At 54.6% G+C, this 21,588-nt stretch carries 27 protein-coding genes and 1 other RNA gene; 7 read left to right on the top strand and 21 right to left on the bottom strand.

Annotated elements, in window-relative coordinates; translation table 11 throughout:
* Positions 1-50 precede the first annotated feature (50 nt).
* Positions 51-1,529: a sodium:proton antiporter NhaD gene (gene nhaD, locus HP566_RS00455; protein WP_249975280.1), complete on the bottom strand. Its 1,479-nt coding sequence runs from the start codon at positions 1,527-1,529 to the stop codon at positions 51-53.
* A 439-nt stretch (positions 1,530-1,968) separates the two neighbouring features.
* Here nhaD and HP566_RS00450 point away from each other — a divergent pair, with 439 nt between their 5' ends.
* Together HP566_RS00450 and HP566_RS00445 are read left to right on the top strand one after the other, a co-directional pair.
* On the top strand, positions 1,969-2,946 hold the full coding sequence (locus HP566_RS00450) for a TAXI family TRAP transporter solute-binding subunit (RefSeq protein WP_249975279.1): 978 nt from the start codon (positions 1,969-1,971) through the stop codon (positions 2,944-2,946).
* A 71-nt stretch (positions 2,947-3,017) separates the two neighbouring features.
* On the top strand, positions 3,018-4,820 hold the full coding sequence (locus HP566_RS00445; RefSeq protein ID WP_249975350.1) for a TRAP transporter permease: 1,803 nt from the start codon (positions 3,018-3,020) through the stop codon (positions 4,818-4,820).
* Here the strand turns inward: HP566_RS00445 and HP566_RS00440 are convergent.
* The 18 genes from HP566_RS00440 to smpB form a co-directional block, all read right to left on the bottom strand.
* A complete protein-coding gene (locus HP566_RS00440; RefSeq protein WP_249975278.1) occupies positions 4,817-5,377 on the bottom strand; it encodes a hypothetical protein in 561 nt (186 codons plus the stop codon). The two genes, HP566_RS00445 and HP566_RS00440, sit on opposite strands and share 4 nt — an antisense overlap.
* 921 nt (positions 5,378-6,298) lie before the next feature.
* Positions 6,299-6,580: a hypothetical protein gene (locus HP566_RS00435; RefSeq protein ID WP_249975277.1), complete on the bottom strand. Its 282-nt coding sequence runs from the start codon at positions 6,578-6,580 to the stop codon at positions 6,299-6,301.
* The gene (locus tag HP566_RS00430; RefSeq protein ID WP_249975276.1) at positions 6,573-6,755 is read right to left on the bottom strand and encodes a hypothetical protein; all 183 of its coding nucleotides are present in this window, start codon (positions 6,753-6,755) and stop codon (positions 6,573-6,575) included. Before HP566_RS00430 ends, HP566_RS00435 begins: the two co-directional genes overlap by 8 nt.
* Positions 6,752-7,006: a hypothetical protein gene (locus HP566_RS00425; RefSeq protein ID WP_249975275.1), complete on the bottom strand. Its 255-nt coding sequence runs from the start codon at positions 7,004-7,006 to the stop codon at positions 6,752-6,754. The genes HP566_RS00430 and HP566_RS00425 overlap by 4 nt, the downstream gene beginning before the upstream one ends.
* Positions 6,990-7,406: a DUF5681 domain-containing protein gene (locus HP566_RS00420; protein WP_249975274.1), complete on the bottom strand. Its 417-nt coding sequence runs from the start codon at positions 7,404-7,406 to the stop codon at positions 6,990-6,992. Before HP566_RS00420 ends, HP566_RS00425 begins: the two co-directional genes overlap by 17 nt.
* Entirely contained in the window at positions 7,393-8,160 is a 768-nt protein-coding gene (locus HP566_RS00415; protein ID WP_249975273.1) for a hypothetical protein, read from the bottom strand. Before HP566_RS00415 ends, HP566_RS00420 begins: the two co-directional genes overlap by 14 nt.
* Positions 8,161-8,194: 34 nt before the next feature.
* The gene (locus tag HP566_RS00410; RefSeq protein WP_249975272.1) at positions 8,195-8,713 is read right to left on the bottom strand and encodes a hypothetical protein; all 519 of its coding nucleotides are present in this window, start codon (positions 8,711-8,713) and stop codon (positions 8,195-8,197) included.
* Positions 8,710-9,702 carry an AAA family ATPase gene (locus HP566_RS00405; RefSeq protein WP_249975271.1) on the bottom strand — a complete coding sequence of 331 codons (993 nt, stop codon included), beginning with the start codon at positions 9,700-9,702 and terminating at the stop codon, positions 8,710-8,712. Before HP566_RS00405 ends, HP566_RS00410 begins: the two co-directional genes overlap by 4 nt.
* Positions 9,699-10,619, bottom strand: coding sequence for a toprim domain-containing protein (locus tag HP566_RS00400; protein ID WP_249975270.1), 921 nt, complete (start codon positions 10,617-10,619; stop codon positions 9,699-9,701). Before HP566_RS00400 ends, HP566_RS00405 begins: the two co-directional genes overlap by 4 nt.
* The gene (locus tag HP566_RS00395) at positions 10,604-10,834 is read right to left on the bottom strand and encodes a hypothetical protein (protein ID WP_249975269.1); all 231 of its coding nucleotides are present in this window, start codon (positions 10,832-10,834) and stop codon (positions 10,604-10,606) included. The genes HP566_RS00400 and HP566_RS00395 overlap by 16 nt, the downstream gene beginning before the upstream one ends.
* Complete coding sequence (locus HP566_RS00390) at positions 10,831-11,007, bottom strand: hypothetical protein (protein WP_249975268.1); 177 nt, start codon at positions 11,005-11,007, stop codon at positions 10,831-10,833. Before HP566_RS00390 ends, HP566_RS00395 begins: the two co-directional genes overlap by 4 nt.
* On the bottom strand, positions 11,004-11,252 hold the full coding sequence (locus tag HP566_RS00385) for a hypothetical protein (protein ID WP_249975267.1): 249 nt from the start codon (positions 11,250-11,252) through the stop codon (positions 11,004-11,006). Before HP566_RS00385 ends, HP566_RS00390 begins: the two co-directional genes overlap by 4 nt.
* Complete coding sequence (locus HP566_RS00380; RefSeq protein WP_249975266.1) at positions 11,249-11,476, bottom strand: hypothetical protein; 228 nt, start codon at positions 11,474-11,476, stop codon at positions 11,249-11,251. The genes HP566_RS00385 and HP566_RS00380 overlap by 4 nt, the downstream gene beginning before the upstream one ends.
* Before the next feature lie 278 nt (positions 11,477-11,754).
* Entirely contained in the window at positions 11,755-11,979 is a 225-nt protein-coding gene (locus HP566_RS00375) for a helix-turn-helix transcriptional regulator (RefSeq protein ID WP_193060654.1), read from the bottom strand.
* A 97-nt stretch (positions 11,980-12,076) separates the two neighbouring features.
* Positions 12,077-12,634: a hypothetical protein gene (locus HP566_RS00370; protein ID WP_249975265.1), complete on the bottom strand. Its 558-nt coding sequence runs from the start codon at positions 12,632-12,634 to the stop codon at positions 12,077-12,079.
* The gene (locus tag HP566_RS00365) at positions 12,631-13,860 is read right to left on the bottom strand and encodes a tyrosine-type recombinase/integrase (RefSeq protein WP_249975264.1); all 1,230 of its coding nucleotides are present in this window, start codon (positions 13,858-13,860) and stop codon (positions 12,631-12,633) included. Before HP566_RS00365 ends, HP566_RS00370 begins: the two co-directional genes overlap by 4 nt.
* A 165-nt stretch (positions 13,861-14,025) precedes the next feature.
* Positions 14,026-14,405, bottom strand: a transfer-messenger RNA (tmRNA) gene (gene ssrA, locus HP566_RS00360).
* Between the two features lie 46 nt (positions 14,406-14,451).
* Positions 14,452-14,943 (bottom strand): SsrA-binding protein SmpB, encoded by a 492-nt coding sequence (gene smpB / locus HP566_RS00355; RefSeq protein ID WP_249975263.1) that lies wholly within the window; start codon positions 14,941-14,943, stop codon positions 14,452-14,454.
* A 126-nt stretch (positions 14,944-15,069) separates the two neighbouring features.
* Between smpB and HP566_RS00350 the strand changes: the two genes are divergently transcribed.
* Both HP566_RS00350 and HP566_RS00345 read left to right on the top strand, forming a co-directional pair.
* Positions 15,070-15,504 (top strand): type II toxin-antitoxin system RatA family toxin, encoded by a 435-nt coding sequence (locus HP566_RS00350; RefSeq protein WP_249975262.1) that lies wholly within the window; start codon positions 15,070-15,072, stop codon positions 15,502-15,504.
* A complete protein-coding gene (locus tag HP566_RS00345) occupies positions 15,494-15,805 on the top strand; it encodes an RnfH family protein (RefSeq protein ID WP_249975261.1) in 312 nt (103 codons plus the stop codon). Before HP566_RS00350 ends, HP566_RS00345 begins: the two co-directional genes overlap by 11 nt.
* A gap of 5 nt (positions 15,806-15,810) precedes the next feature.
* On the opposite strand, the gene HP566_RS00340 is transcribed toward HP566_RS00345, so the two are convergent.
* Positions 15,811-16,281 carry an outer membrane protein assembly factor BamE gene (locus HP566_RS00340; protein ID WP_249975349.1) on the bottom strand — a complete coding sequence of 157 codons (471 nt, stop codon included), beginning with the start codon at positions 16,279-16,281 and terminating at the stop codon, positions 15,811-15,813.
* Positions 16,282-16,353: 72 nt separating this feature from the next.
* On the opposite strand from HP566_RS00340, the gene fur reads away from it, so the two are divergent.
* Positions 16,354-16,806 (top strand): ferric iron uptake transcriptional regulator, encoded by a 453-nt coding sequence (fur, locus tag HP566_RS00335; protein WP_249975260.1) that lies wholly within the window; start codon positions 16,354-16,356, stop codon positions 16,804-16,806.
* A 115-nt stretch (positions 16,807-16,921) separates the two neighbouring features.
* On the opposite strand, the gene recN is transcribed toward fur, so the two are convergent.
* Positions 16,922-18,595, bottom strand: a complete 1,674-nt coding sequence (recN, locus tag HP566_RS00330; RefSeq protein ID WP_249975259.1) for a DNA repair protein RecN — start codon at positions 18,593-18,595, stop codon at positions 16,922-16,924.
* 199 nt (positions 18,596-18,794) lie between these two features.
* Between recN and grpE the strand changes: the two genes are divergently transcribed.
* Both grpE and dnaK read left to right on the top strand, forming a co-directional pair.
* Positions 18,795-19,424, top strand: a complete 630-nt coding sequence (gene grpE, locus HP566_RS00325; RefSeq protein WP_249975258.1) for a nucleotide exchange factor GrpE — start codon at positions 18,795-18,797, stop codon at positions 19,422-19,424.
* A 132-nt stretch (positions 19,425-19,556) separates the two neighbouring features.
* A complete protein-coding gene (gene dnaK, locus HP566_RS00320) occupies positions 19,557-21,491 on the top strand; it encodes a molecular chaperone DnaK (protein ID WP_249975257.1) in 1,935 nt (644 codons plus the stop codon).
* The last annotated feature ends 97 nt before the right edge of the window (positions 21,492-21,588 follow it).

The following is a 21,588-nucleotide window of genomic DNA, read 5'->3' as shown; positions in this document are numbered from 1 at the left end:
GGCACAAGCCCTGGAAAATCGCAGTGCATACGCCCGGTGATATGTTTGCTTTAGCCAAATACTGTGAAGCTATCCGCATTTAGCCACAGGTGTACGATGATGCTGGCAATATAGCCAAGTAATATCACCGGTGACCAGCGTAAGTGGCCCATAAAGGTATAAGACCCCCGTGCCTGCCCCATGACCGCAACACCTGCTGCCGAGCCAATAGAGAGTAAGCTGCCTCCCACACCCGCGGTTAAGGTAATGAGCAGCCAATGCCCATGGGACATATCGGGTTGCATGGTTAGTACAGCGAACATAACAGGAATGTTATCCACAACGGCTGAGACTATCCCAAGCACGATATTGGCCCAGGTGGCATCCCATCCTGTATAGAGTGCCTCAGAAAGTAGCCCAAGATAGCCCATAAAGCCAAGGCCGCCAACGCACATAACGACGCCATAGAAAAATAACAGCGTATCCCACTCAGCTCGTGCGACACGGTTGAAAACATCAAAAGGTACGACACTACCTAGTTGCTCAAGCTTCTTGTTATCGCCTCGGCGGCTATAACGCTCACGTTTGCGCTCCAAGGAGCGAGGCAGGCTGCGGCGTAGGTAGTAGCCAAAGAACTGCAGATAACCAAGCCCGGTCATCATGCCAAGTACGGGGGGCAGGTGCAGCACCGTATGGCAGACCACGGCGGTGGTAATCGTCAGCAGGAAAAGCGCGATAATCCTGCGGGCGCCACGTTTGAGCCAAACATCCTCGTAAACACTGCCAGGTTTTTCATCTTTGATGAAGGCGCTCATAATGATCGCAGGTATCAGGAAGTTGACCAGGGAAGGGATAAACAGAATAAAGAATTCCTGGAAGGCGACCATCCCTGCTTGCCAAACCATCAGGGTGGTAATATCGCCAAAGGGGCTAAAGGCGCCCCCTGCATTTGCGGCTACCACCACATTAATACAAGCCAAATTGATAAAGCGCTTATCCCCTTCCGCAACTTTGGTAATCACAGCACACATCAACAGTGCGGTGGTTAAGTTATCTGCAATAGGGGAAAGTACAAAGGCAAGCCCGCCGGTCAGCCAAAATAGCGTACGGTAATTAAACCCTTTGCGTAACATCCATGAGCGTAGGGCATCGAATACCCGACGCTCCTCCATGGCATTGATATAGGTCATTGCCACCAGCAGGAACAGCATTAGCTCGGTAAACTCCAGCAGTGTCACGCGAAACGCATACTCTGACGTTTCTGACATGCCGTTTTGAACATACACCCAGCCAATGATCCCCCAGATAATTCCCGCTGCCACCAATACAGGCTTGGATTTGCGCATATGGATTTTCTCTTCAGCCATGACCAGCGAATAGGCCAAAACGAAAACCGCAACAGCAAAGAATCCAATGGCGGATGACGTTAAGTCGATCTCTCCGGTCACAGCGAAGGCTGCTGGACTAAAACATAGTAGTAAGGCGGCTAACAAAAAAAGCCAGCGACGAGTCACTCGTGGCTGGCCAGGGTCATGGTGCAACGTTAGCATAGTGTATTTATCCTAATAATGGTTAAAAGGAGGGGTAATAATCGGGGTCAGTTTAACAATCTATATTGCGATGCAATACGGAATAAAACCGAATGAATTACTTAAATAAACAAGCTATTACGTCTTTTTTTAGTAAATTATCCGTTTATCTAATAGAAACGGTAAGTATTTGATGTAATACCTCAGTTTTTATATAAGCAGTTCGTCGGTATGTATTCACTAACGTGTATTCAACTAACGTAGTGATTAATGAGAGGGGAGAGGTAACACCGTCTTGCTACAGCGCGGTAGCTAAGCCAGTATCGGCTGGCGTCCACGATGTGCCGGTCTTAGCCCGGGCGTGGTATGGTTGATAGGGCTGGGCAGCCGCCTGGCGCTATTCATTAGCCTATAAAAATGAGGCCATCCAGTCGGCCATTGGACACGTTAAGGACTTTAGATGCGTTACCCACTTCGCTCCCTTCGCCGCGCCTTTGGTGTGTCGGCGACAACGCTTGCATTTGCCGCTACTGCTCTGGCAGTACAGGCTGAAACCCGTGTTACCTATAAGTCGGCTTCGGCAGGCACCGCCTATTATCAGATGGGCGTGGAACTTTCCGAGGCAATTCGCCAGGGCACAGATGATGCTATTATTCTGACGCTTGAAGAGAGCCAGGGCTCCGTACAAAACGTCATGGAAGTTATGGCGCGCCAGGGTAACTATGTGTTTACCGCGCCGCCTGCCCTGGTGGAACAAGCCAGGGCGGGGGAGGGGCCATTCGCTGAGCGCCAGCATCCGCGCTTTCAGGATATCCGCGGGCTGTTTCCGATCCCCTCTATCACTATGCACTTTGTTATTGCCAGCGATGATGGCGTAGCCGATGTGTCGGCCCTTGAGGGCAAGCATGTACTCATTGGCCGGGGTACCTATGGTGCCCGTGAGGCTGCACGCTACCTTGAGTTGTTTGGTTTGGCAGATAAAGTGCGCGTTGCCGATGCATCGATAGGCAGTGGCCCCGATGCGCTCAAAAACGGCCAGATTGATGCCTTTGTCACTGCCAGCTCATTCCCGACCCCCAATGTTATCGAAACCGCTGCAAGTATGCCGGTCACGTTGGTGAGCCTTACCGATGAACAGATAGAACTCACTGGCTCCACGCGGCAGACTATTCCGGGCGGCACCTATCCAGGGGTGGACCAGGATGTGGAAACCACCTCGTTACCGGTTATTGTCTACACCTCCTCCCATATGGATGATGATACCGCTTATACACTGACGAAAACCTTCTGGGAGCGGCGGGAAGCCATGTCTGATGAAACTGCCTGGTGGAATAGCATCACTCCAGAGATGCTCAATCACATGACCGGTGAGTTGCATCCAGGCGCGCTGCGTTACTACGACGAAGCCGGTATCGACGTTCCTGATCACCTGCGCTAGCGCTCTTCTTTCGTTTTTGTCGCAACGGCTGTTTGGCCGTTGCGTCGTTTTGTATGGATAGACAACTCGGTATGCATGCTCTTACTTCGTCTCACACCGTTGGTGCGTCGGCTGCAAGTAGGCCACTTTCATCTGGTTGGGTTGCCTTGGGGATGGTCAGCGTTGCCTTCCACCTTGGGCTGATTTTCTATGGCTTAACACCTGCGCTGGTAAGCAGGCCGCTGCATATGGCGTTGCTCTTGCCATGGGTGCTGGTGTATATGGCAAAAACACCGTATCAGCGCGTCAGTGGTTGGGTGCTAACGCTGCTGGGTATAGCCGCATGCGGGTATATAGCATTTAACGAAGCCGCTCTGGCTAATCAATACGGCTTTATCGATAACCATCTGCAACTGACGCTTGGTCTTTTCCTGATCGCGTTAGCATTAGAGGCGGCACGGCGGGCTATCGGCTGGCCGCTGCCCTTAGTGGCTCTCATCGCGCTACTTTATGGTGCTTTTGGTCAGTATGTGCCAGGGGCATTTGGGCATCCTGGCCTACCGCTACAAAGCATGGTGGGAACCTTAACGATTGCTGAAGGTGGGCTCTGGGGGTCGTTAACCGGGGTAAGCGTGGGCGTGGTGGCTATCTTCGTCATTTTCGGCGCGGTGCTTAATGCCGGAGAAGCAGGCCAGGGCTTTATGAACTTGGCAAGTGCAGTCGCCGGGCGTCTGACTGGCGGTGCAGCAAAAGTATCGGTGATTTCGTCTGCATTGATGGGCTCTATCTCTGGCTCGGCTTCGGCCAATGTTGCGTCGACCGGAGCCATTACCATTCCCTCTATGGTGCGCTTGCGCTACCCCCGCTCTTTTGCAGGCGCAGTAGAGGCGGTGGCCTCTTCTGGCGGGCAAATCATGCCGCCGCTGATGGGGGCGGGCGCCTTCGTTATGGTAGAGCTGACCGGTACACCCTATACCCAGATTATGGCGGCGGCCACTCTGCCAGCCGTACTCTACTTTTTGACGGTATGGGTCGGCATTAATGCGTATGCAACCCGACATGATTTACAGCCGGTGGATGCCAGTGAGCGGCCTGACGGAAAAGAGGTGCTGATTACGTCGCTATTTTTTGCTGTGCCTTTTGTACTGCTGCTGGAGCGGATTTTTAACGGCGGCTATACCCCTCAATATGCGGCCAGTGTTGCGATTTTTGCTGGTATCGTACTGCTGTTATTTGATGTGACGCTACGCTTTTCACTGCGTGGTTTTGGGGTGCGCTTAGCTGATGCTGCTGTTACCGCAGGGCGGCAGATTGCGGTGATTGGAGCAATTATCATATGTGCATCGCTGGTGATAGGTGTGCTCTCGTTAACTGGCCTTGGCGTTAAAATCACCTCCGGCATCCTCTCTCTTTCCAATGACATGCTATGGCCTGCGTTACTGTTAACCGCGCTTGCCTGCTTGATTCTGGGCATGGAAGTCCCCACCACTGCGGCATACGTGATCTGCGTTTCTGTAGCGGGCCCTGCACTGATCTCACTGGGCCTGGAACCGTTGCTGGCGCATCTGTTTGTATTCTGGTTTGCCTTGCTGTCTACCATCACTCCCCCGGTGTGTGGCGGTGTATTTATAGCGGCGGGTATGGTCGGTGAAAACTGGTTAAAGGTGGCGCTAAAAGCAATGGCTCTTGGGATTGGGCTTTACATTATCCCGCTGGCGATGGTGGCGAACCCAGATGTGATCAGGTTGGCGTTTAACCCTGTGGGGGCGGTGGTAGATGCGCTAAAAATAGCTGTCGGCTTAACGGCTATTTCCTACGGGATAATTGCACGTAAAACACTGTGGTTACGACTGGCGTTAACCGTATTAGGCGCTGCCGTTATTTTTATTGCTTAGCAAGCATTTCCGTTCAATAAGAGTGGTGACGATGTAGATAGCGGGGTGGTGGCATATACCACCCAGGCATCCATGGCAGGCCCGAGTGGTCTTAACAGTTCCAGTGCCTCAGGTGCTTGCTGAACAGTCTCTTCGGCACAAATGCCGGCTTCAAATATGCCCGCCAGCAGCCCTTCTGCCACCGCCACGGTGGTGGGGGCTTCGACGATATCGCTAAAGCGGCTCAGATCGGTGTAATAGCGGGTGGCGGGCTGAATAGCCACTTGGCGAGGGTTGTGGACTCCCTTCCGAGCGATAAGGGCTAATGGCTTGCTGCCAGCGATAAATGTATCCACTGGATAAGCGCGGTGCATATAACGCCCCACACAGTCACTATGGGCAAAGTGAGCGGTGCATTGCAGCACATGGCTCACGTTCCCAGCCATTAACGCCTCAAATGCATCGCTGAACTGTTCAAATAGCTGAAGTTGGTTAGCGGCCTGTCCATGTTTGGCTAAATAGCGAAGAGCAATAAGCTCATGATTATTGCCGTGAGGCCCAAGCGTGGCGATGCGCACAGTATGTTCCTTTTGAATTTAGCTATACCTAAATATAGTTTTTGTACATATGACGATATGAAAGGGAATGACGCTCAGAATAAGGAAAAGTGGCTAGCTGTGGAATAGCCGCCATAAGGATTTCAAGGATGCGAAGAACCTCCGTACTCATCATGTTCTTCAATATGGCCTAAGGGCGCCGAGTAGGAGAATAACGCTTTAACGTTTGCCCTGGTGGCACCGCTGTATCAGCGCCTAGGTTAACGTATAGATGAGCAAGTGTCTGGGTGCTCAACCAAATACGCAGAAACAAAAAAAGCACCCGTAGGTGCTTGATTTGTCGGGGTGTCTGGTGGCGGCGGCGTTTGAACTGGTTTATTAAACATCTGTTATTAAATGGTTTTTGTTTTTATTCCTCAGTTAGGCATACACCAGGGCATACACGGTGCTGGCTGCTAGGGTGCTTTCAACGGTGGTTCGGTGGAGAAAGTGGGAATCGAATTGACAGAATCACAGCCTTTTTTAAGTCGGGGGAAGTGTGGGAAAGCTAGCACTACGAAACTTTCGTAATACCCGGCATTGGGGGGATTAGATCGAGTAACCTCCTCACATTAGGACAGAGTGTCTTTAAGCGACTCTGTTAGTGCCTGTGCAATCGGCTAGGTTCCAAGCCCATTAGCGTTACCCAATAAACGGACATCGCCGGGAACGCCAATTTGGCCGTCTGGGGGTGGTCAGCTTGGCCACGGCTTGAAGTGACTCAGGCTCACAACTAAAAGATGGGAATCCCCACCTTTTCCGGTTTCAAACCGACAAATTCCCGCGCTTTTCCTCAGACTGAGTAAATACCAGATTTTCTGGTAATTCACTGCCTCCATTTCAAATGGCAGAAGCCCCAGCGTTAGCCAGGGCTTCGGTTCCTGTTTTACACCTGTATGCAGGCTAGTCGTCTGTGATCTGCACCATGACGACAACGCTTCTAGGGTCTCTCCCCGGTCGCGCCTGCATGGTAGCCAAGGCACGGTCTGCTAGATCGTCGTCGCTTTCGTTGGCCTGCCGGAATACTTCGATAGGCTCTCTGGTGGAGCTTTCACGCCACCCCAAAATGGGGGACGGGTTGCCTTCAGAATCCACTCGGGCAATGCGTATGCAGCTCGGCATATCCTCATCTGGGCGCAGGCGATGCTCTATAGCTTCCAAGCGCTTCATTAACTGACTAGGCATTGCTGCCCCCTTCAAGCACGTCAATAAGCGACTCGGATGGCCTTGGGGAGTCATCCCCGGCAGCTTTGGCACTTAGCTCGTCCATAATCGCGCTGATTTGAGCCACAACGGTTTTGTTTTCGGTTTCCGCTACTCGGCGCTCCAGTGCCTCCAATCGGCTGTCTGCTCGCTTCATCGTGTACCCCCTTGGGCATCCATCCCGAAGGCAACAACGACGCCTCTATGACGATTGGCAGCGGCGGACGCTCTAGCCTCCAAGGCCTCGTCTGACTCGTCATCTTCCCGCCATATATCCGCGCTGCCGCCTTTGGACATTGGGACGATCTGCCAGCCAGCTAGACCATTCTCGGGCGGGTCTATCCAGATAACGGCGCGTGTCGTCGCTTCCTTCTCCAATGCTTCGATACGTTTAAGCAGGGGCTTCATGACTTCTCTCCTCAAGCTCAGCCAGACGCCGGGCGATTTCGTCCAGCTCCACGACTCTGGTAAGGCTCGCTATTCCATCCAGCAGGGCGCGGCCTTGATCGGGGGGAAGCTCCCCCCTTGAAACGGCAACCAGCACTTGCTTTGCTTGATCGGCCAGCGGTGCGTCTGGATCAAGCTCAAATATCACGGCGGGGTAAACCGGGCGCTGGGTAGGAACGCAGCGTTCAAGTACCAGGCGGGCGGCCCCCATATCGCCAGCGGCAGCAGCCTCTAGTACCTTTTCAGCCACCTTGCTGGCATCACCCTCCAGCAACCTTCTAAGCTCGTCTGACTTGGCGGGGCGGCCATTAGGATTACCAGACGCCCCTTTAGCAAAACGGCCTTGTTTATCGCGGCTCATTGTCGCTTACTCCCTCTGTCTCCTCGCCTTCTTCTTCCTTGGAAACGCGCTTATGAATACGTTCGGCTGATTCTTCAGTAAGATTTCGCTCTAGGGCGTCGGCAGTGGCGGGGTCTCCCGCCGCTTTTACGCGCTCATCAAGCTCAACGCCTGAACTTGCCTCAATCCAAGCCTGCCCGACTACCTCAGCGGCATCTTGAAGGGCTTGGCGTAGCTCCTCGATCTCGATGGCCTCTTTGGGATGGTTCTGCTCAAGAGCTTGGCGCTCCAGTTCGGCGTACTTCTCGACAGGCACGCCAGTTAAGGCGCTAGGCAGCCTCAATATGGCATCCCGCAAGCGTAAGTCACCTACCTGACTCAAGGCGGCGGCGCGCTGGCTGGGCTTCATGCTTTGCAGGTGCTGCGCCAAGGCCAAGTCAATCGCTACGGTTGAATGGTCGCCGTCGCGGTATGGCGTCACGGCTTTGAGGCTGGCCGCTCGGGCGTTCAGCTTGTCCGATTCGATTTGTAGTTGGCGGCGCATTCCAGCCAGTTTCGGCAGTGCCTGAGCTGACGTTTTCGCGCTGTCTTCCTTTTTGGCTAGGTCGCTGAGGCGCGGATTGCTGGCAATCATGCCTTGACGTACCCATATCCCATTTAGCTCGTTTGCGGCGGCCTGGGCAATCTGAAGCGCCAAGCCATCGTGGTTGGTTTTCCAAATACCTAAAATCTTGCTGTTACCGTTATAGGCGGCGTTAATAGTGCGCTTGCTCATAGTGTGGTTCCTTTCTTTGTGGTTGGTCGTTGCTTCAAACATGGAGGGGTTCTCCTTTTAGCTTTGTGATAATCAGGTTGGCAGCACGACGACCAGCGTTGTCGCGCTTATGGTAGGTGGGTTCATCGTCGGCAGCGGCCCGCCAGGTTTCCACATAGCGTTCAGCCAGGCGTTGCTGCATTCGTGGGTGAAGGCGTAGAAGGCCAGTCGCCACATGGCGGCGGTCTTCCGGCACCAGGGGGCAGCGTTCAGCGATCCATTCCAGCCAATCGGGTACTTCCTCGCTGTAGGTAAAGCCTTCCGCAACTTGCGCAACTTTTGCCCCCTGAATACCCCCCGAAAGTTGCGCCGTTTTTGGGGCTTCGGTTGCGTCATGGTTGCGTTGCTGGTTGCGCTCTTTCCTCTGCAAGTAGCTGTTAGCAAGGGATTTTAAGTCTCCGGTTGCGTTGGAAGTTGCGCTGGCATCTGCAAAAGTTGCGCTTCCTTCCTGTGAAAGTTGCGGGTTGCGTTGCCTAGGGGGTGCAACGCGCAACTTTGGTTCACTGGGCATCATTGTTTAGCCTCCCGCTTGGACGTTTTAGGCTTGGTGTACAGCCCTTCGCGCTCGGCTTTTTTCGCGTGGCGGTTTACGTTGGATTTGTTAATTTCCAACTCTCGCGCAATCTCTACCTGGGTAAGTCCTTCGTTTAGCAGGGCCACGACACGCTGGTACGTGCTGTCTTGTAGGGATTGGTAAGCCCAAGAAATACGGCCATCAGAACCGCTCACTAGCTCTATTTCACGGCTCTTGGCATCGTCGCCATAGAAGCCCCGGTTCTTTTCAAAATGAAGCTCAAACTTGGCCCCCTGGGTATCCTCCTCTCCCTTGGGGTAGCGTAGGGCTATGACGGTATCGAGTACGTCTTCCCGGCGGCTGGTGCCGCGTTGCTGGCCTCCCTTGCCACTATGGTGAACAAACAGCACGGTTTTACCCTGGGCGCGCATCCGTAGCGCCCACTCTTGAACGCCCATCCATGATTCACCTTCGTTCTCTTTTCCGCTTCGGCATAACGTGGCGATGTTATCCACCACTATCAGCTTGGCGGGATCGGTGAAGGGTTCTAACGCAAGCTGGCCTTCTAAGCTGGCTAAGTCAGGCATACCGCGCTTCTGTAGGTCAGGCGTGAGGATTTGCAGGTTATCGGGTGGGGCTTGGTAGGGCGCGCTCTGTACGACACTTACAAAGCGTTCCTGAAGCGCCACAGCGGGCATCTCTCCGTCGATATAAAGCACCGTGATTGGCTCGGGTGCTTCCCATCCAAGAAACTCACCGCCTGAAGCGCTAGAGTAGGCAACGCCCATTGCAAACCACGTCTTACCTAGTCCGCGTGGCGCATAGACCATTGCCAAGCCACTGGATGGCAGCCAAGGGGCTAATAGCATGGTTCGCTCTGGCAATTCCATGCCAATCAGCCCTGCCAGGCTAACGGCGTTCAACCGCATTTCGTTGACTGTTTCCTGTACGGCTTCAGTCACTTTTCTAAGGTCGGTGGCTGCTGTCATAGCGTTACCCCACCACCTAGCCGCGCCAGGTCATTAAAGTCAGAGACGCCCTCTTGAGTCTCTGGCCACACGCATCGCCCCCTAATGACTGAGGCGGCCTCCTTACCCTTGGTTACGCCGGGATTGCCCGGTGTGCCGTGGTCGTTATCAGCGCAGACGATAATGGGTTGGCTGGGGTAGCGTTCGCGTAGGGTTTTCGCCACGGGTAGCAGGTTGCCTGCATTCATGGCAGCGGCTACCGCGTAGCCTGTCGCCTCGTGGAGCGTGGCAGCGGTTGCCCATCCTTCAGCGATCAAAAGCGGTTGGTGCGGCTCAATACTCCCCATTGGGGAATAGCAGCCTTTAACCTTGCCGCCTGTCTTGAAGTATTTAGCTCCATCCGCCGCGATAGTCTGCCAGTTAATCAAGCGCTGCCCATCGGTAAGTGGAACTACCAGCAGGTCGCGCATTTGGCGCAGGTTGTGGGGCTGCACTCCCTTGGCGGTCAGGTAGGTATGGGTAGCGCTTGCAGGTAGCAGCAGCGGCCACTCTCGGCGCGTCTGGCTGGCTACAAGGGCATACCCACGTTCACGCTCTGCCTGTCGCTCAGAACGGCGCTTGTCAGCTTCCTTTTTGGCTTTCTCGGCTGCCTTGGGGTCGGGGGTGTCGCTGGTGAATACGCTGTGCTGTTCCCCGGTGGCCCAATCGCCATGCACACCAAAGTCATGGTGCAGCACGTACCAAAGGCGGTTGTTGCCCTTGCGGCCTTCGGGGTGGTCGTGTCGGTGAATCTCGCCATCACCAATAGGGCTGACACTGAGGCCATAGTGGGCGATAATACTTTCAGCCAGTTTGTTCTCTATGGCGATCTGTTCAGAAACGACCTTTGATAGCGCCCATGCCCCCCCAAGGCTGGGCGTTTTTATTGCTCCTCGCATACAAAGCCCTCCTCTTGAAGCCATTCGCGGCGCTCCTCAAAGGTGCTGGATAGCAGCCACAGCGTTTCAATCAGCGCCTCACGCTTCAGGCCATCAAGGTCATGGTCATTAAGCAGCATCGCCACGCCTGCAAGGATTTTTGACGCCTGCTCCATCTGGCGAACGTCACCCGTAAGGGCGGCTTTCAGCAGGTAGGTTTGATCTTGAGGTGTCATAGACCTGTCTCCTTGCTAAATGCCTGGGCTTCGCGCTGAATCTCCTCGAACTCAAGGCGATTGACTAAACCGCTAGCAAGCGCCTGCTCGGCTGTTAAGAAGCGATCCGGATTGGTGAAGTGAAAGCGAATAGTTCGGGTGCGTAGGTCGCAGTTAATGGCTACGGGCATCATTGGGCCACCTCCAGAGAATCCAGGTAGGCAACAGCGCCAGCCAGTGCGCTCTCTACGGTATGGGCACCGATACCATGCGGCACATCGGCGTCAAACCAAGCAGCCACCGGGACAACGGTCTTTTCGTGGTGGGTAATGTGGCAAGCGTCACTACGGCCAGTTTGGCGCACAGCTTCACGCCAATCGGTGGCTTCAATGACGGTTTCTTGACCAGTGCGGGCGAAGGTGATCTTGAATAGGCTCATTGGCTCACCTCCGCGTTTTCAGCGCGTAAGGTGTCGTAAGCCTTCATCAGACGGCTGCGACGAATATGGACTTGCTCGGCCTCTAGGGCGCGGGCTTTTTCAATATGGTGGTTGTAGCGCCTGATCCGGACGGCGGCGCTTGAGTCTGAAAACAGCGCAGATTTCGCCATTGCTCGATGAGCGGCGGCGCGTGCAGACGGATTTCGGGTAGGGAATAGCTTCATGGGTAAGGCTCCTTTGTGTTTGGAGCCACCGTTATCCGTTCCACGGGATTTGGGTGGCGAGACGTGCCAGGGTGGAACCGGGACACCACAGCCACAAAGGAAACTGAAGGCCCGCCCAACACGCCCCGCCATAATAGACGGACGCAAAAAAAGCGCCTGTCGAATGGTGGGCGCTGGTGCGCCTTTGTGAGTAGCTGCCGGGTTCCACGCCGGACGGGCTGACGATTTTGCGCCAGCCCTTGAAGCATATAACGGCATTGGTGAGCGTTGCAAGGTCATTATGCTGCACCTCGCATAGCCAGCTTGGCATCCAGCCAGGCGTTAACCTCGGCAATAGGGAAGTAGCATTGTGCTTGCTGGCTGTCGCTGAACTTTAGCGGGCGGGGAAAGCTGGGGTCGTTTTTCAGCAGCTTGTCGATGCCGCTACGGGTCATATCCATAGCGCGGCATAGATTGGGCTTGGTGATTAGCTTCTGGTCTTGCGGTAGGGCTTCGATATTCATAGGTATGCACTCGTCGTGGGTACATACCCTATTCTTCATATGCAGATAGTTTTCAGAATATACACTACGCGCAGCGGCTGTCCTCTGCGCGTACAGGCTAGGACGGGTCTTTGGTGTTGCGTAAAGCTTTTCTCGCTGCGGAAAAAGATTTGTAGCCTACTGCTGCCCATTCTTCTTCAGCGCATATATCACGAGAGCTGTATTTTCCTGTAGCCCATATGGAGCGAATTTTTTCCTTTAGATCTCGACTTCCGCCGGGTTTGTTGTGTCTTGCATTTACTGCCTTTCTGGCCAATTCGCTAATCAATTTTCTTTCGAACTCCTTGCCAGAGTCATTGCTCGAAGTGATAAGCGCTAGCCTCGTGGCTTGTGTGCCCAAAATATACATTCTGACCAAGGATTCACGAGCACTCTTGGCTAGGTCAGGATCAATGCCGCTATCAGTGTCTGCCCATCTGCTTTCAAGAAAAGTGGTTGCGACCATGTTCATAATAGCGAGCGCATCCTCTTGGAGCGCTTCATTTCCTTCGCTCTCTTCAATGATCTTTTCGGCTTGCCTTCCACATGACTTCAGAAGATCATCAGGGTTTTCTAACGGCGCTTCACAATAACCGTCTTTTGCCCACTGGAACGGTTCAAATTCTGTTTTTTTCATGCCCATTTCATCTCCACCACGTTTCCGCGCTGCAAGTTGTCTAGGTGATCGGCGTACCACTGCATCATCACGCGGCGCTGCTCGATGTACTGCGCTTTGTTATAGACGCCTGCCACACCGTCTTTAACGTGGGATAGCTGGGCCTCTATGTGGTCAGCGTTATAGCCGTGCTCATTCAAGATCGTGCTAGCGATGTGTCGGAAGCCGTGCCCGGTCTGGCGTCCCTCATAGCCAAGGCGGCGTAGTGCCATGATGAATACCGTGTTCGACCGTGGCGCTGTCTTGTCGCTGCGGCCAGGGAAAAGCAGGGGTTGGTATCCGGTCAGTTGGTGAAGGCTCTGAAGGGCTTCAATGGCCTGCTTAGGCAGTGGAACAGTATGCTCACGGCGGCGCTTCATCCGTTGGGCGGGGATCGTCCATAGCGCTTTGTCTAGGTCGAACTCTTCCCAGCGTGCCTCTCTTAGCTCTGAGGGGCGCACGGCTAGGCGGGAAAGCAGGAATAGGCCAAGGCGTACATCTTCAGCGTGAGGGTAAGAGCCAATGGCACGCAGTAGGGCGGGCAGCTCGTCTTGGCTAACGTGGGAATAGTTGGTTGCTCGGCGTGTGGTCAGGTGCCTGTGTAAGCCCTCTAGCGGGTTGTACGTGACACGCTTACTCACTAGCGCCATGTCGTACACTTCCCGGCAGATAGCGCGTATGCGGCTTGCCTGCTCAATGATTCCGGTCTTTTCCAAGTCGCGCAGGAGTTCCAACCACTCCATGGGCGTTATGTCGGTGAAAGCGCGCTTGCCAAACTTGGGGAATACGTGCTTTTGCAGCGAGCCAATGACGCGGGTAGAGGTGCCGTCCGTCCAGTTCTGGCGCTTGTTGGTGTGCCACTCCCTCGCCAGTGCTTCAAACGTGCTGTTAGCAGCCTCTAGGGCTTCTACTTCCCTTGTCCGTTTGGCGACGATGGGGTTTTCTCCATTGGCCGCGTCTGCCCTAAGCTGGTCGGCTTTCTTGCGTGCCAGGCTACCGCTGGTTTCTGGATAGCCGCCTAAGCCAATCCACGACCATTTGCCGTCTGGCTTCTTATAGCGAAGCTGCCACGACTTGGAGCCGTTAGGCTTTACGCGAAAGTGCAGCCCATTATTGTCGTCTTTCTCCCGGTACTCTTTTGTCTCGGGTTCCAGTGTCGCCAATACCGTGTCAGCCAGCGGGCGGCGCTTAATCTGGGAGCGTTTCATTCTTGTATCCCTCTGGTTCAATATATCGAAAAGGATACACGCAGGGATACACGGTGCGCAATGCTGTATGGGTATATTGGAAAGCATACAGGCACAAAAAAACCCGCACGGGGCGGGCTTTTCTGATCATTCAGACCTATGTGGAAGCATCTGAATTTAGGTAGGTGGTGGAGGCGGCGGGAATTGAACCCGCGTCCGTCAGCACTCGCCCATTGGCTCTACATGCTTAGATTTCGTCATTTGATTTAACGCGACTGACTCCGACGATCAGGATTCAGCAACGCGAGCCTTCTAAAGTTTGACGGTTGACGAGAAGACACCGCCAACCGCGGTCCTATCAGCTTTAGCTCATATCCCCTCAGCGATGAATAGGCACATCACCTTGGGGCCAGACAAGAAGCTAGCAGGGTTTAAGCTGCCAGCGCGCCTTGAGCGTAGTTTTCGTCGTTTGCGACTATTTTTCGTGATGTGGTATTTACGAGATACATCACGCTCTCGGCATGCACCGCAGGGTTTGTCACCGGCGTCGAAACCATGTCGCCCCCTTTACAACAGAGCCGCATTCTAACGTGCTCACCGTCAATTGACCAGTTATGCCTTGTTATGTTCCCGCATAATTCGCCCTTTTTGACGATTCCAGTCGCGGTCTTTCTCCGTGGCGCGTTTATCGTGAATTTTCTTACCGGTCACCAGCGCCAGTTCGCACTTCACCTTGTTGCGTTTCCAGTACAGTTTAAGCGGTACACAGGTGTGGCCTTTGTCCTGAGTAACCGAGAAGATCTTGGCGATCTCTTTACGGTGCAGCAGTAGTTTGCGCGTGCGGGTAGGGTCAGCAATTTCATGGGTGCTCGCGGTGTTGAGCGGCATAATATGGCTGCCCAGCAGAAACGCTTCGCCATTGCGAATTAAAATATAGGTGTCGGTAAGCTGTGCCTTACCGGCACGCAGGCTTTTGACTTCCCAGCCCGCGAGTGCCAGGCCTGCTTCGAAGGTTTCGTTAATATGGTACTCAAACCGAGCCTTCTTATTCTGGGCAATAACACTGCTGCTGGGCCCCTTACTGTTACCTTTCTTAGTGGCCATGGAACCTCATGTTTAATCTGTCAGTAGCACCCCCTTCGTTATATGGGGAGGCGTGATACCATTCAAGGTCTGAAAAAATGTTTCCCATGATACGCTTTGGGCACTGTGAAGTCAGCGGAGAGGTCAATGCCAACCGTTAATCGTACCGCCTTGGTGCGGCACACCCCCCAACAAATGTTCGATTTGGTCAATGACTTCGAACGCTATCCCGAGTTCCTGCCGGGGTGCCGCCGTGCACGCCTGGTAGAGCGCGATGATGCCCATCTGGTCGGTGAGATGACCCTTGGGCGTGCGGGCGTGGAACAAACGATCACTACCCATAACGACTTGTATGCCCCCGAACGCATAGAGCTTTCGCTGGTGAAAGGACCATTTAAACGACTGAAAGGTCGCTGGCTGTTCACTCCTATGGGGACGGATGCCTGTAAAGTGAGCCTGGAAATGGAGTTCGAGTTCGCCAACCGCTTGCTCAGTCTGGCGTTTGGCAAACTGTTTCAACAGATTGCAGGGCAGTTGGTCGATGCCTTCACCAAACGCGCCAACGAGCTTTATGGTCGCTGAAACCTTTATGGTTGAGGTGGCCTTTGCGTTGCCGCACAAACAGCGTGTGGTGGCCGTTGAGGTGCGCCAGGGCACTACTGCACGACAGGCGGTGGCTTTGGCCGACCTTCCTCAACTATTTCCAGAAGTACCCAGTAGCACCTTTGAACAAGCGCCACTGGGCATTTTCAGCAAGGTGCTACGCCAGCCTGACACGGAAACGCTGCGCGAGGGCGATCGTGTTGAAGTCTATCGCCCGTTGCAAATTGATCCTAAAGCCGCCCGCCTGGAGCGCGCCAGGCGGCAAGCGAGCGGCCAGTAAAGGCCTTACTCAGTCATTATCACCGGCTGGGACTCCGGAGTGCGTTCAAGCATGGGAGTAGGCTGGCCGGAGCTGGGTAGCGCATCCAGTGGGTCCGTGCCTTCAACGGCTGGCCCTACGCCGCCATCCGTACTAACCGGCAGTTCCCGGGATAAATCGCCCTGTTGCTCAAGGTTTATCAGGCGCCCTGTGTCATCGAAGGTCAGGGTGACGCGGCGTTGCTCCACGCCACCATAGGCCTTGTCGAGGCGGTAGACGTAGTCCCATTGCCGGGAATCGAAAGGTGCTTCCAGTAGTGGGCGACCCATCACATAGGTGACCTGTTCCTGGGTCATACCCGGCTGGAGTTGACTAACCATCTCCTGGGTAACCAGGTTGCCCTGGGGGATGTCGCGTTTGTAAACACCAACGTAACTGCAGCCGCTAACAACGGTCAGGGCAACGGAAAGAGTAATGATTCGAGTCAATTTTTGCATTTGGGCCTGTTCTTCACTATCGTGGTTTCGGTCGATCATACCCGACCTAACCTGTTACTGCGAAGAGCAACCATGGCCGATCAGAACCATGAACTACGCAAAGCCGGGCTGAAAGTGACCCTGCCGCGCGTCAAGATCCTGCAGATTCTCGAAAATGCTTCGGGTCAACACCACCTTAGCGCAGAAGAAGTGTATAAAACACTGATAGATGCGGGCGAGGATGTTGGCTTGGCAACCGTATACCGTGTGCTGACTCAATTTGAGTCAGCGGGCTTGGTAATTCGTCATAATTTTGACGGTGGCCATGCGGTATTCGAGATGACCCAAGAAGACCACCATGACCATATGGTGTGCTTGGAAAGCGGAGAAATCATCGAATTTGTCGATGATATTATCGAGCGTCGCCAGCAAGAAATTGCTGAAGAGCACGGCTACGAGCTAATGGACCATGCTTTGGTACTGTACGTACGCCCTCGAGGGTCGGACGTAACGCGCCAGGACAGCGGCCCTGCAAATAAGAAATAGCGCTTAGCGGCTCTTAGGCAACGCCCCTAGGGTGCGAGTGAGTTTCACTGGCGCCCTAGGGGCGTTTTTGTTGATTGCACCACAGGCGCGCCGTGGTGCAAGTATACAATGGGGTTTAATGCGGCAAACGCTGGCTAGCGTGGAGCATTTCGCGTGCATGGGCCAGGGTTTGGTCGGAAAGGGTCACACCGCCCAGCATACGGGCCAGTTCGCTGATACGCCCCCGCTCATCCAGTAGTGCCATATGGGTCAGGGTGGTATCCCGCTTGGCGCGTTTTTCAATATGCAGGTGCTGGTGGGCCTGGGCGGCAACTTGCGGCAGGTGCGTAACGGTCATTACCTGGCCATTTTCGCCCAGCTTGCGCAGCAGTTGGCCTACGATTTCGGCCGTTGCTCCAGAGATACCCACATCCACTTCATCAAATACTAAGCTGGGGATAGTGGAGTGAGAGGCGGCCACTACTTGAATGGCAAGACTAATGCGCGACAGTTCACCGCCAGAGGCTACTTTGGTTAATGGCCGAGCGGGTTGACCCGGATTAGCGCTAATTAAAAACTGGATATGGTCCAGTCCTTCAGGTACAGGCGTTTCGCGAGGCGTAACATCCACCTCAAAACGCGCTTTGCCCATGGCAAGAAAGGCCAACTGCTGCTGGACCTCTTTGCCCAAGCGCGCTGCGGCTTTTTGACGCGCCTCACTCAGTTGCTTGGCACCACTACGGTAGCGTTCACGGTACGCAGCTACCTGGTTGCTCAGGGCTTCCAGGTCATCATCGCTGGCTTCCAGCTGTGCCACTTCCTGGCTAAGCCGGGTGTGAAGCGCGCAAATCTCTTCAGGAGCAACATGATGCTTGCGGGCAATGCGGTGTACGTCGCTCAAACGCTCTTCCACCCATGCCAGGCGTGCTGGATCAAGCTCCGTGGTGCTGGTCAGGTGGTTAAGTTCGCTGGATGCTTCCTCTACCTGAATACGTGCGTCGCTCAGCATGGCCAGGGTGTTTGCCAGCGTCCCCTTGTCGCTGCCCGGCAGGGCGCTTAAGTGGGCATAGGCCTGGTTGAGCAGTGACAGTGCGCCGCCTTCATCACTGGCGCAGCAGTCGGCAGCAAACTGCGTTTCCCGCAGGGTTTCTTCTGCGTGGGCCAGGGTGTGTTGCTCTTCCTCAAGGGTTTGCAGTTCACCCTCTGCCAAACCAAGCTGATCAAGCTCTTCCACCTGATAGCGAAGCAACTGGCGCTTGGCTTCAACCTCGCTGCCCTCTTCACTGAGCTTTTTCAGCCGCCGCCGGGCACTGCGCCACTCCCGATATGTTTCAGCCAGTTGCTGGCTGTGCTCACGCAGCCCTGCATAATCATCCAGCAGGGCTAAATGGGTCTCTTCGCGCAATAGTGCTTGATGGGCGTGCTGGCCATGAATTTGGATCAATTGCTCGCCCAGAGATTTCAGGTCTGCGATGGTGGCGGGGTGGCCGTTGATCCATGCTTTGGAGCGCCCACTGGCAGTAACCACCCGGCGCAGCAAACACTCTTCTGTTGGCAACTCGCGGGTTTCCAGCCATTCGATGGCAGCAGGAAGGTGTTGAATATCAAAGCGGGCGGAAAGGTCGGTGCGCTCGCAGCCATGGCGTACACTGCCAGCATCGGCGCGTTCGCCCAGGCAGAGGCCAAGAGCACCGAGCAGTATCGATTTGCCTGCCCCGGTTTCCCCGGTAATGGCTGTCATGCCGCGGCTTAAATCGAGTTCAAGGCGGTCAACGATAGCGTAGTCCTGGATCGCAAGCTGAGTAAGCATAAGGCCTCCTGAGGCGGTGCGGCACAGAAGCTGGATACTTATCCAATAATTGTTGTTTTATACAGTAGTCGATAACTCACTTCAATGCTCCTCTTGAGATGACTTTTATGGCCCCCATATAGCCCCCATACGTGGTTAATACTTCCTACTTGACCAAGGTGGCCGCTATGGTCACCGCTGCTTATTTCAGGAGCAAGGCATGGCAAAAGAACCGCAAACCCCGTTGGAAGATGAGCTGGCTCGCCAAGAGCAAGAGGCGGAAGTGACTGAGCAGTCTGCCGAGGAGCGCCTGAGAGAGGGCGAGTTGGAAGGGCTGCTGGATGACGAAGAGGCACTGGAAGGCAGCGTGGGCAACCCTGAAGCCGATGTGCTGGCCGCCCAGGTAGAAGAGTTGGAACAGAGCCTGGCAGAAGCCAGGGATCAGGCCCTGCGTGCGGCTGCCGAAGCTCAAAACGTACGTCGCCGGGCCGAGCAGGAAGCCGAGAAGGCGCGCAAGTTTGCCCTTGAAAGGTTTGTCAAAGAGCTGCTGCCTGTTGTGGACAGCCTGGAAAAAGCGTTGGAAAGCATGCAGGACGGCGCTTCAGATGTTCACCGCGAAGGCGTGTCGATGACACTGAAGATGCAACTGGACGTGCTGACCAAGTTTGGTGTGGAAAACGTTGACCCCCAGGGTGAACCCTTCGACCCTCAGGTGCACGAAGCGATGGCCATGGTGCCGAATCCCGAGCTTGAGCCTAATACCGTTATGGACGTAATGCAGAAGGGCTATCTGCTTAACGGTCGCCTGGTGCGTCCGGCGATGGTCGTGGTCAGCCAAAAAGCGAATTAAGAAAAGGTTGGCGCAATGCAGAAAAAAGCCCTTGAAATGCTGCAAGCGGCCCCCAAATAAAGGGCAACCCGCGGGAAAGCCCGCAAGATTTAAAACATCAGTTTTGTAATAACCGAATTCGAGGTTTTTGCTATGGGACGCATTATTGGTATCGACCTGGGCACCACCAACTCTTGTGTGGCCGTGCTTGATGGTGACAGCGCTAAAGTAATTGAAAACGCCGAAGGCGGTCGTACCACGCCTTCCATCATTGCCTACACCGATGACGGTGAAACCCTGGTAGGTCAGGCGGCGAAACGCCAGGCAGTGACCAACCCTGAGAATACGTTGTATGCGATCAAGCGCCTGATTGGCCGTCGCTTCAAAGACGATGTCGTACAAAAAGACATCAAGATGGTGCCGTACAAAATCACCGAAGCTGACAACGGCGACGCCTGGGTTGAAGTAAAAGGCAAGAAAATGGCACCGCCGCAGGTAAGTGCGGAAGTGCTGAAGAAAATGAAGAAAACTGCCGAAGATTATCTCGGCGAGCCGGTTACCGAAGCGGTGATCACCGTACCGGCCTACTTTAACGACAGCCAGCGTCAGGCGACTAAAGATGCGGGCCGTATTGCTGGCCTGGATGTTAAGCGCATCATCAACGAGCCGACCGCAGCGGCGCTTGCCTACGGTATGGATAAGTCGCGTGGCGATAAAACCATTGCGGTCTACGACCTGGGTGGCGGTACCTTCGATATCTCTATCATCGAAGTGGCGGATGTTGACGGCGAAACCCAGTTTGAAGTGTTAGCCACCAACGGTGACACTTTCCTGGGTGGCGAAGACTTTGACCTGGCGCTGATCAACTACCTGGTTGACCAGTTCAAGGCTGACAGCGGCATTGATCTGTCTGGTGATAACCTGGCAATGCAGCGTCTGAAAGAAGCCGCTGAGAAAGCTAAGATTGAACTGTCCAGTGCCCAGCAGACCGACGTTAATCTGCCGTATATCACCGCTGACAACACTGGCCCGAAACACCTTAATGTTAAGGTAACCCGCGCCAAGCTGGAATCGCTGGTGGAGGAGCTGGTACAGCGTTCGCTCGAGCCCTGCAAAGTGGCTTTGAAAGATGCTGGCCTGTCGGCTTCTGAAATCGACGAGGTAATCCTGGTCGGTGGGCAGACCCGGATGCCGATGGTGCAGAAGAAAGCGGCGGACTTCTTCGGCAAAGAAGCACGTAAGGACGTTAACCCCGATGAAGCGGTTGCGGTAGGTGCGGCGATTCAGGGCGGCGTGTTAGGCGGCGACGTGAAAGACGTACTGCTGCTGGATGTTACCCCGCTGACTCTGGGGATTGAAACCCTGGGTGGCGTGATGACGCCCCTGATCGACAAAAACACCACCATCCCCACGAAGAAGACGCAAACCTTCTCCACAGCGGATGACAACCAGACGGCGGTGACTATTCACGTCGTGCAGGGCGAGCGTAAGCAAGTGTCGCAGAACAAGTCGCTTGGTCGTTTCGATCTGGCTGATATTCCGCCGGCACCGCGCGGTGTACCGCAAATTGAAGTGGCTTTCGACCTGGATGCCAACGGCATTCTGAACGTGTCGGCTAAAGACAAGGCAACCGGCAAAGAGCAGTCCATCGTGATTAAAGCGTCCAGCGGTCTCTCCGATGAAGAGATTGAGCAAATGGTACGCGATGCCGAAGCTCACGCGGACGAGGATAAAAAGTTCGAAGCGCTGGTGCAGTTGCGTAACCAGGCCGACGGCATGATTCACGCCACCCGCAAAACTCTGCAGGAAGCTGGCGATAAAGCGACCGATGACGAGAAACAGGCCATCGAAACCGCGATCAGCGAACTGGAAGAAGCTGTCAAGACGGACGATCAGGACAACATCCAGAAGAAACTGGATGCCCTGACCGAAGCCTCAGGCCAGCTGGCACAGAAAATGTACGCCGAGCAGGCGGAAGCTGCTCAGCAGGCTGAGGGCGAAAGCACTGAAAATGCCAATGCCAAGCCAGAGGATGACGTGGTTGATGCCGAGTACGAAGAAGTCAGCGACGACCAGAAAAAGCAGTAATCAACCTCTTTCTGCCAAGGAAAGCGGCGACGCGGGAGGCACCTCCCGCGTTGCTGTTTCCGCAGCCGAGACGCCTAATTGAAAGCGTAGCTAACCA

It is taken from the genome of Vreelandella olivaria (genome assembly GCF_023507745.1).
In the GTDB taxonomy this organism is placed as follows: Bacteria; Pseudomonadota; Gammaproteobacteria; order Pseudomonadales; family Halomonadaceae; genus Vreelandella; species Vreelandella olivaria_A.
The sequence above is the reverse complement of the archived record's forward strand: the minus strand, read 5'-3'. Positions and strand labels throughout refer to the sequence as shown.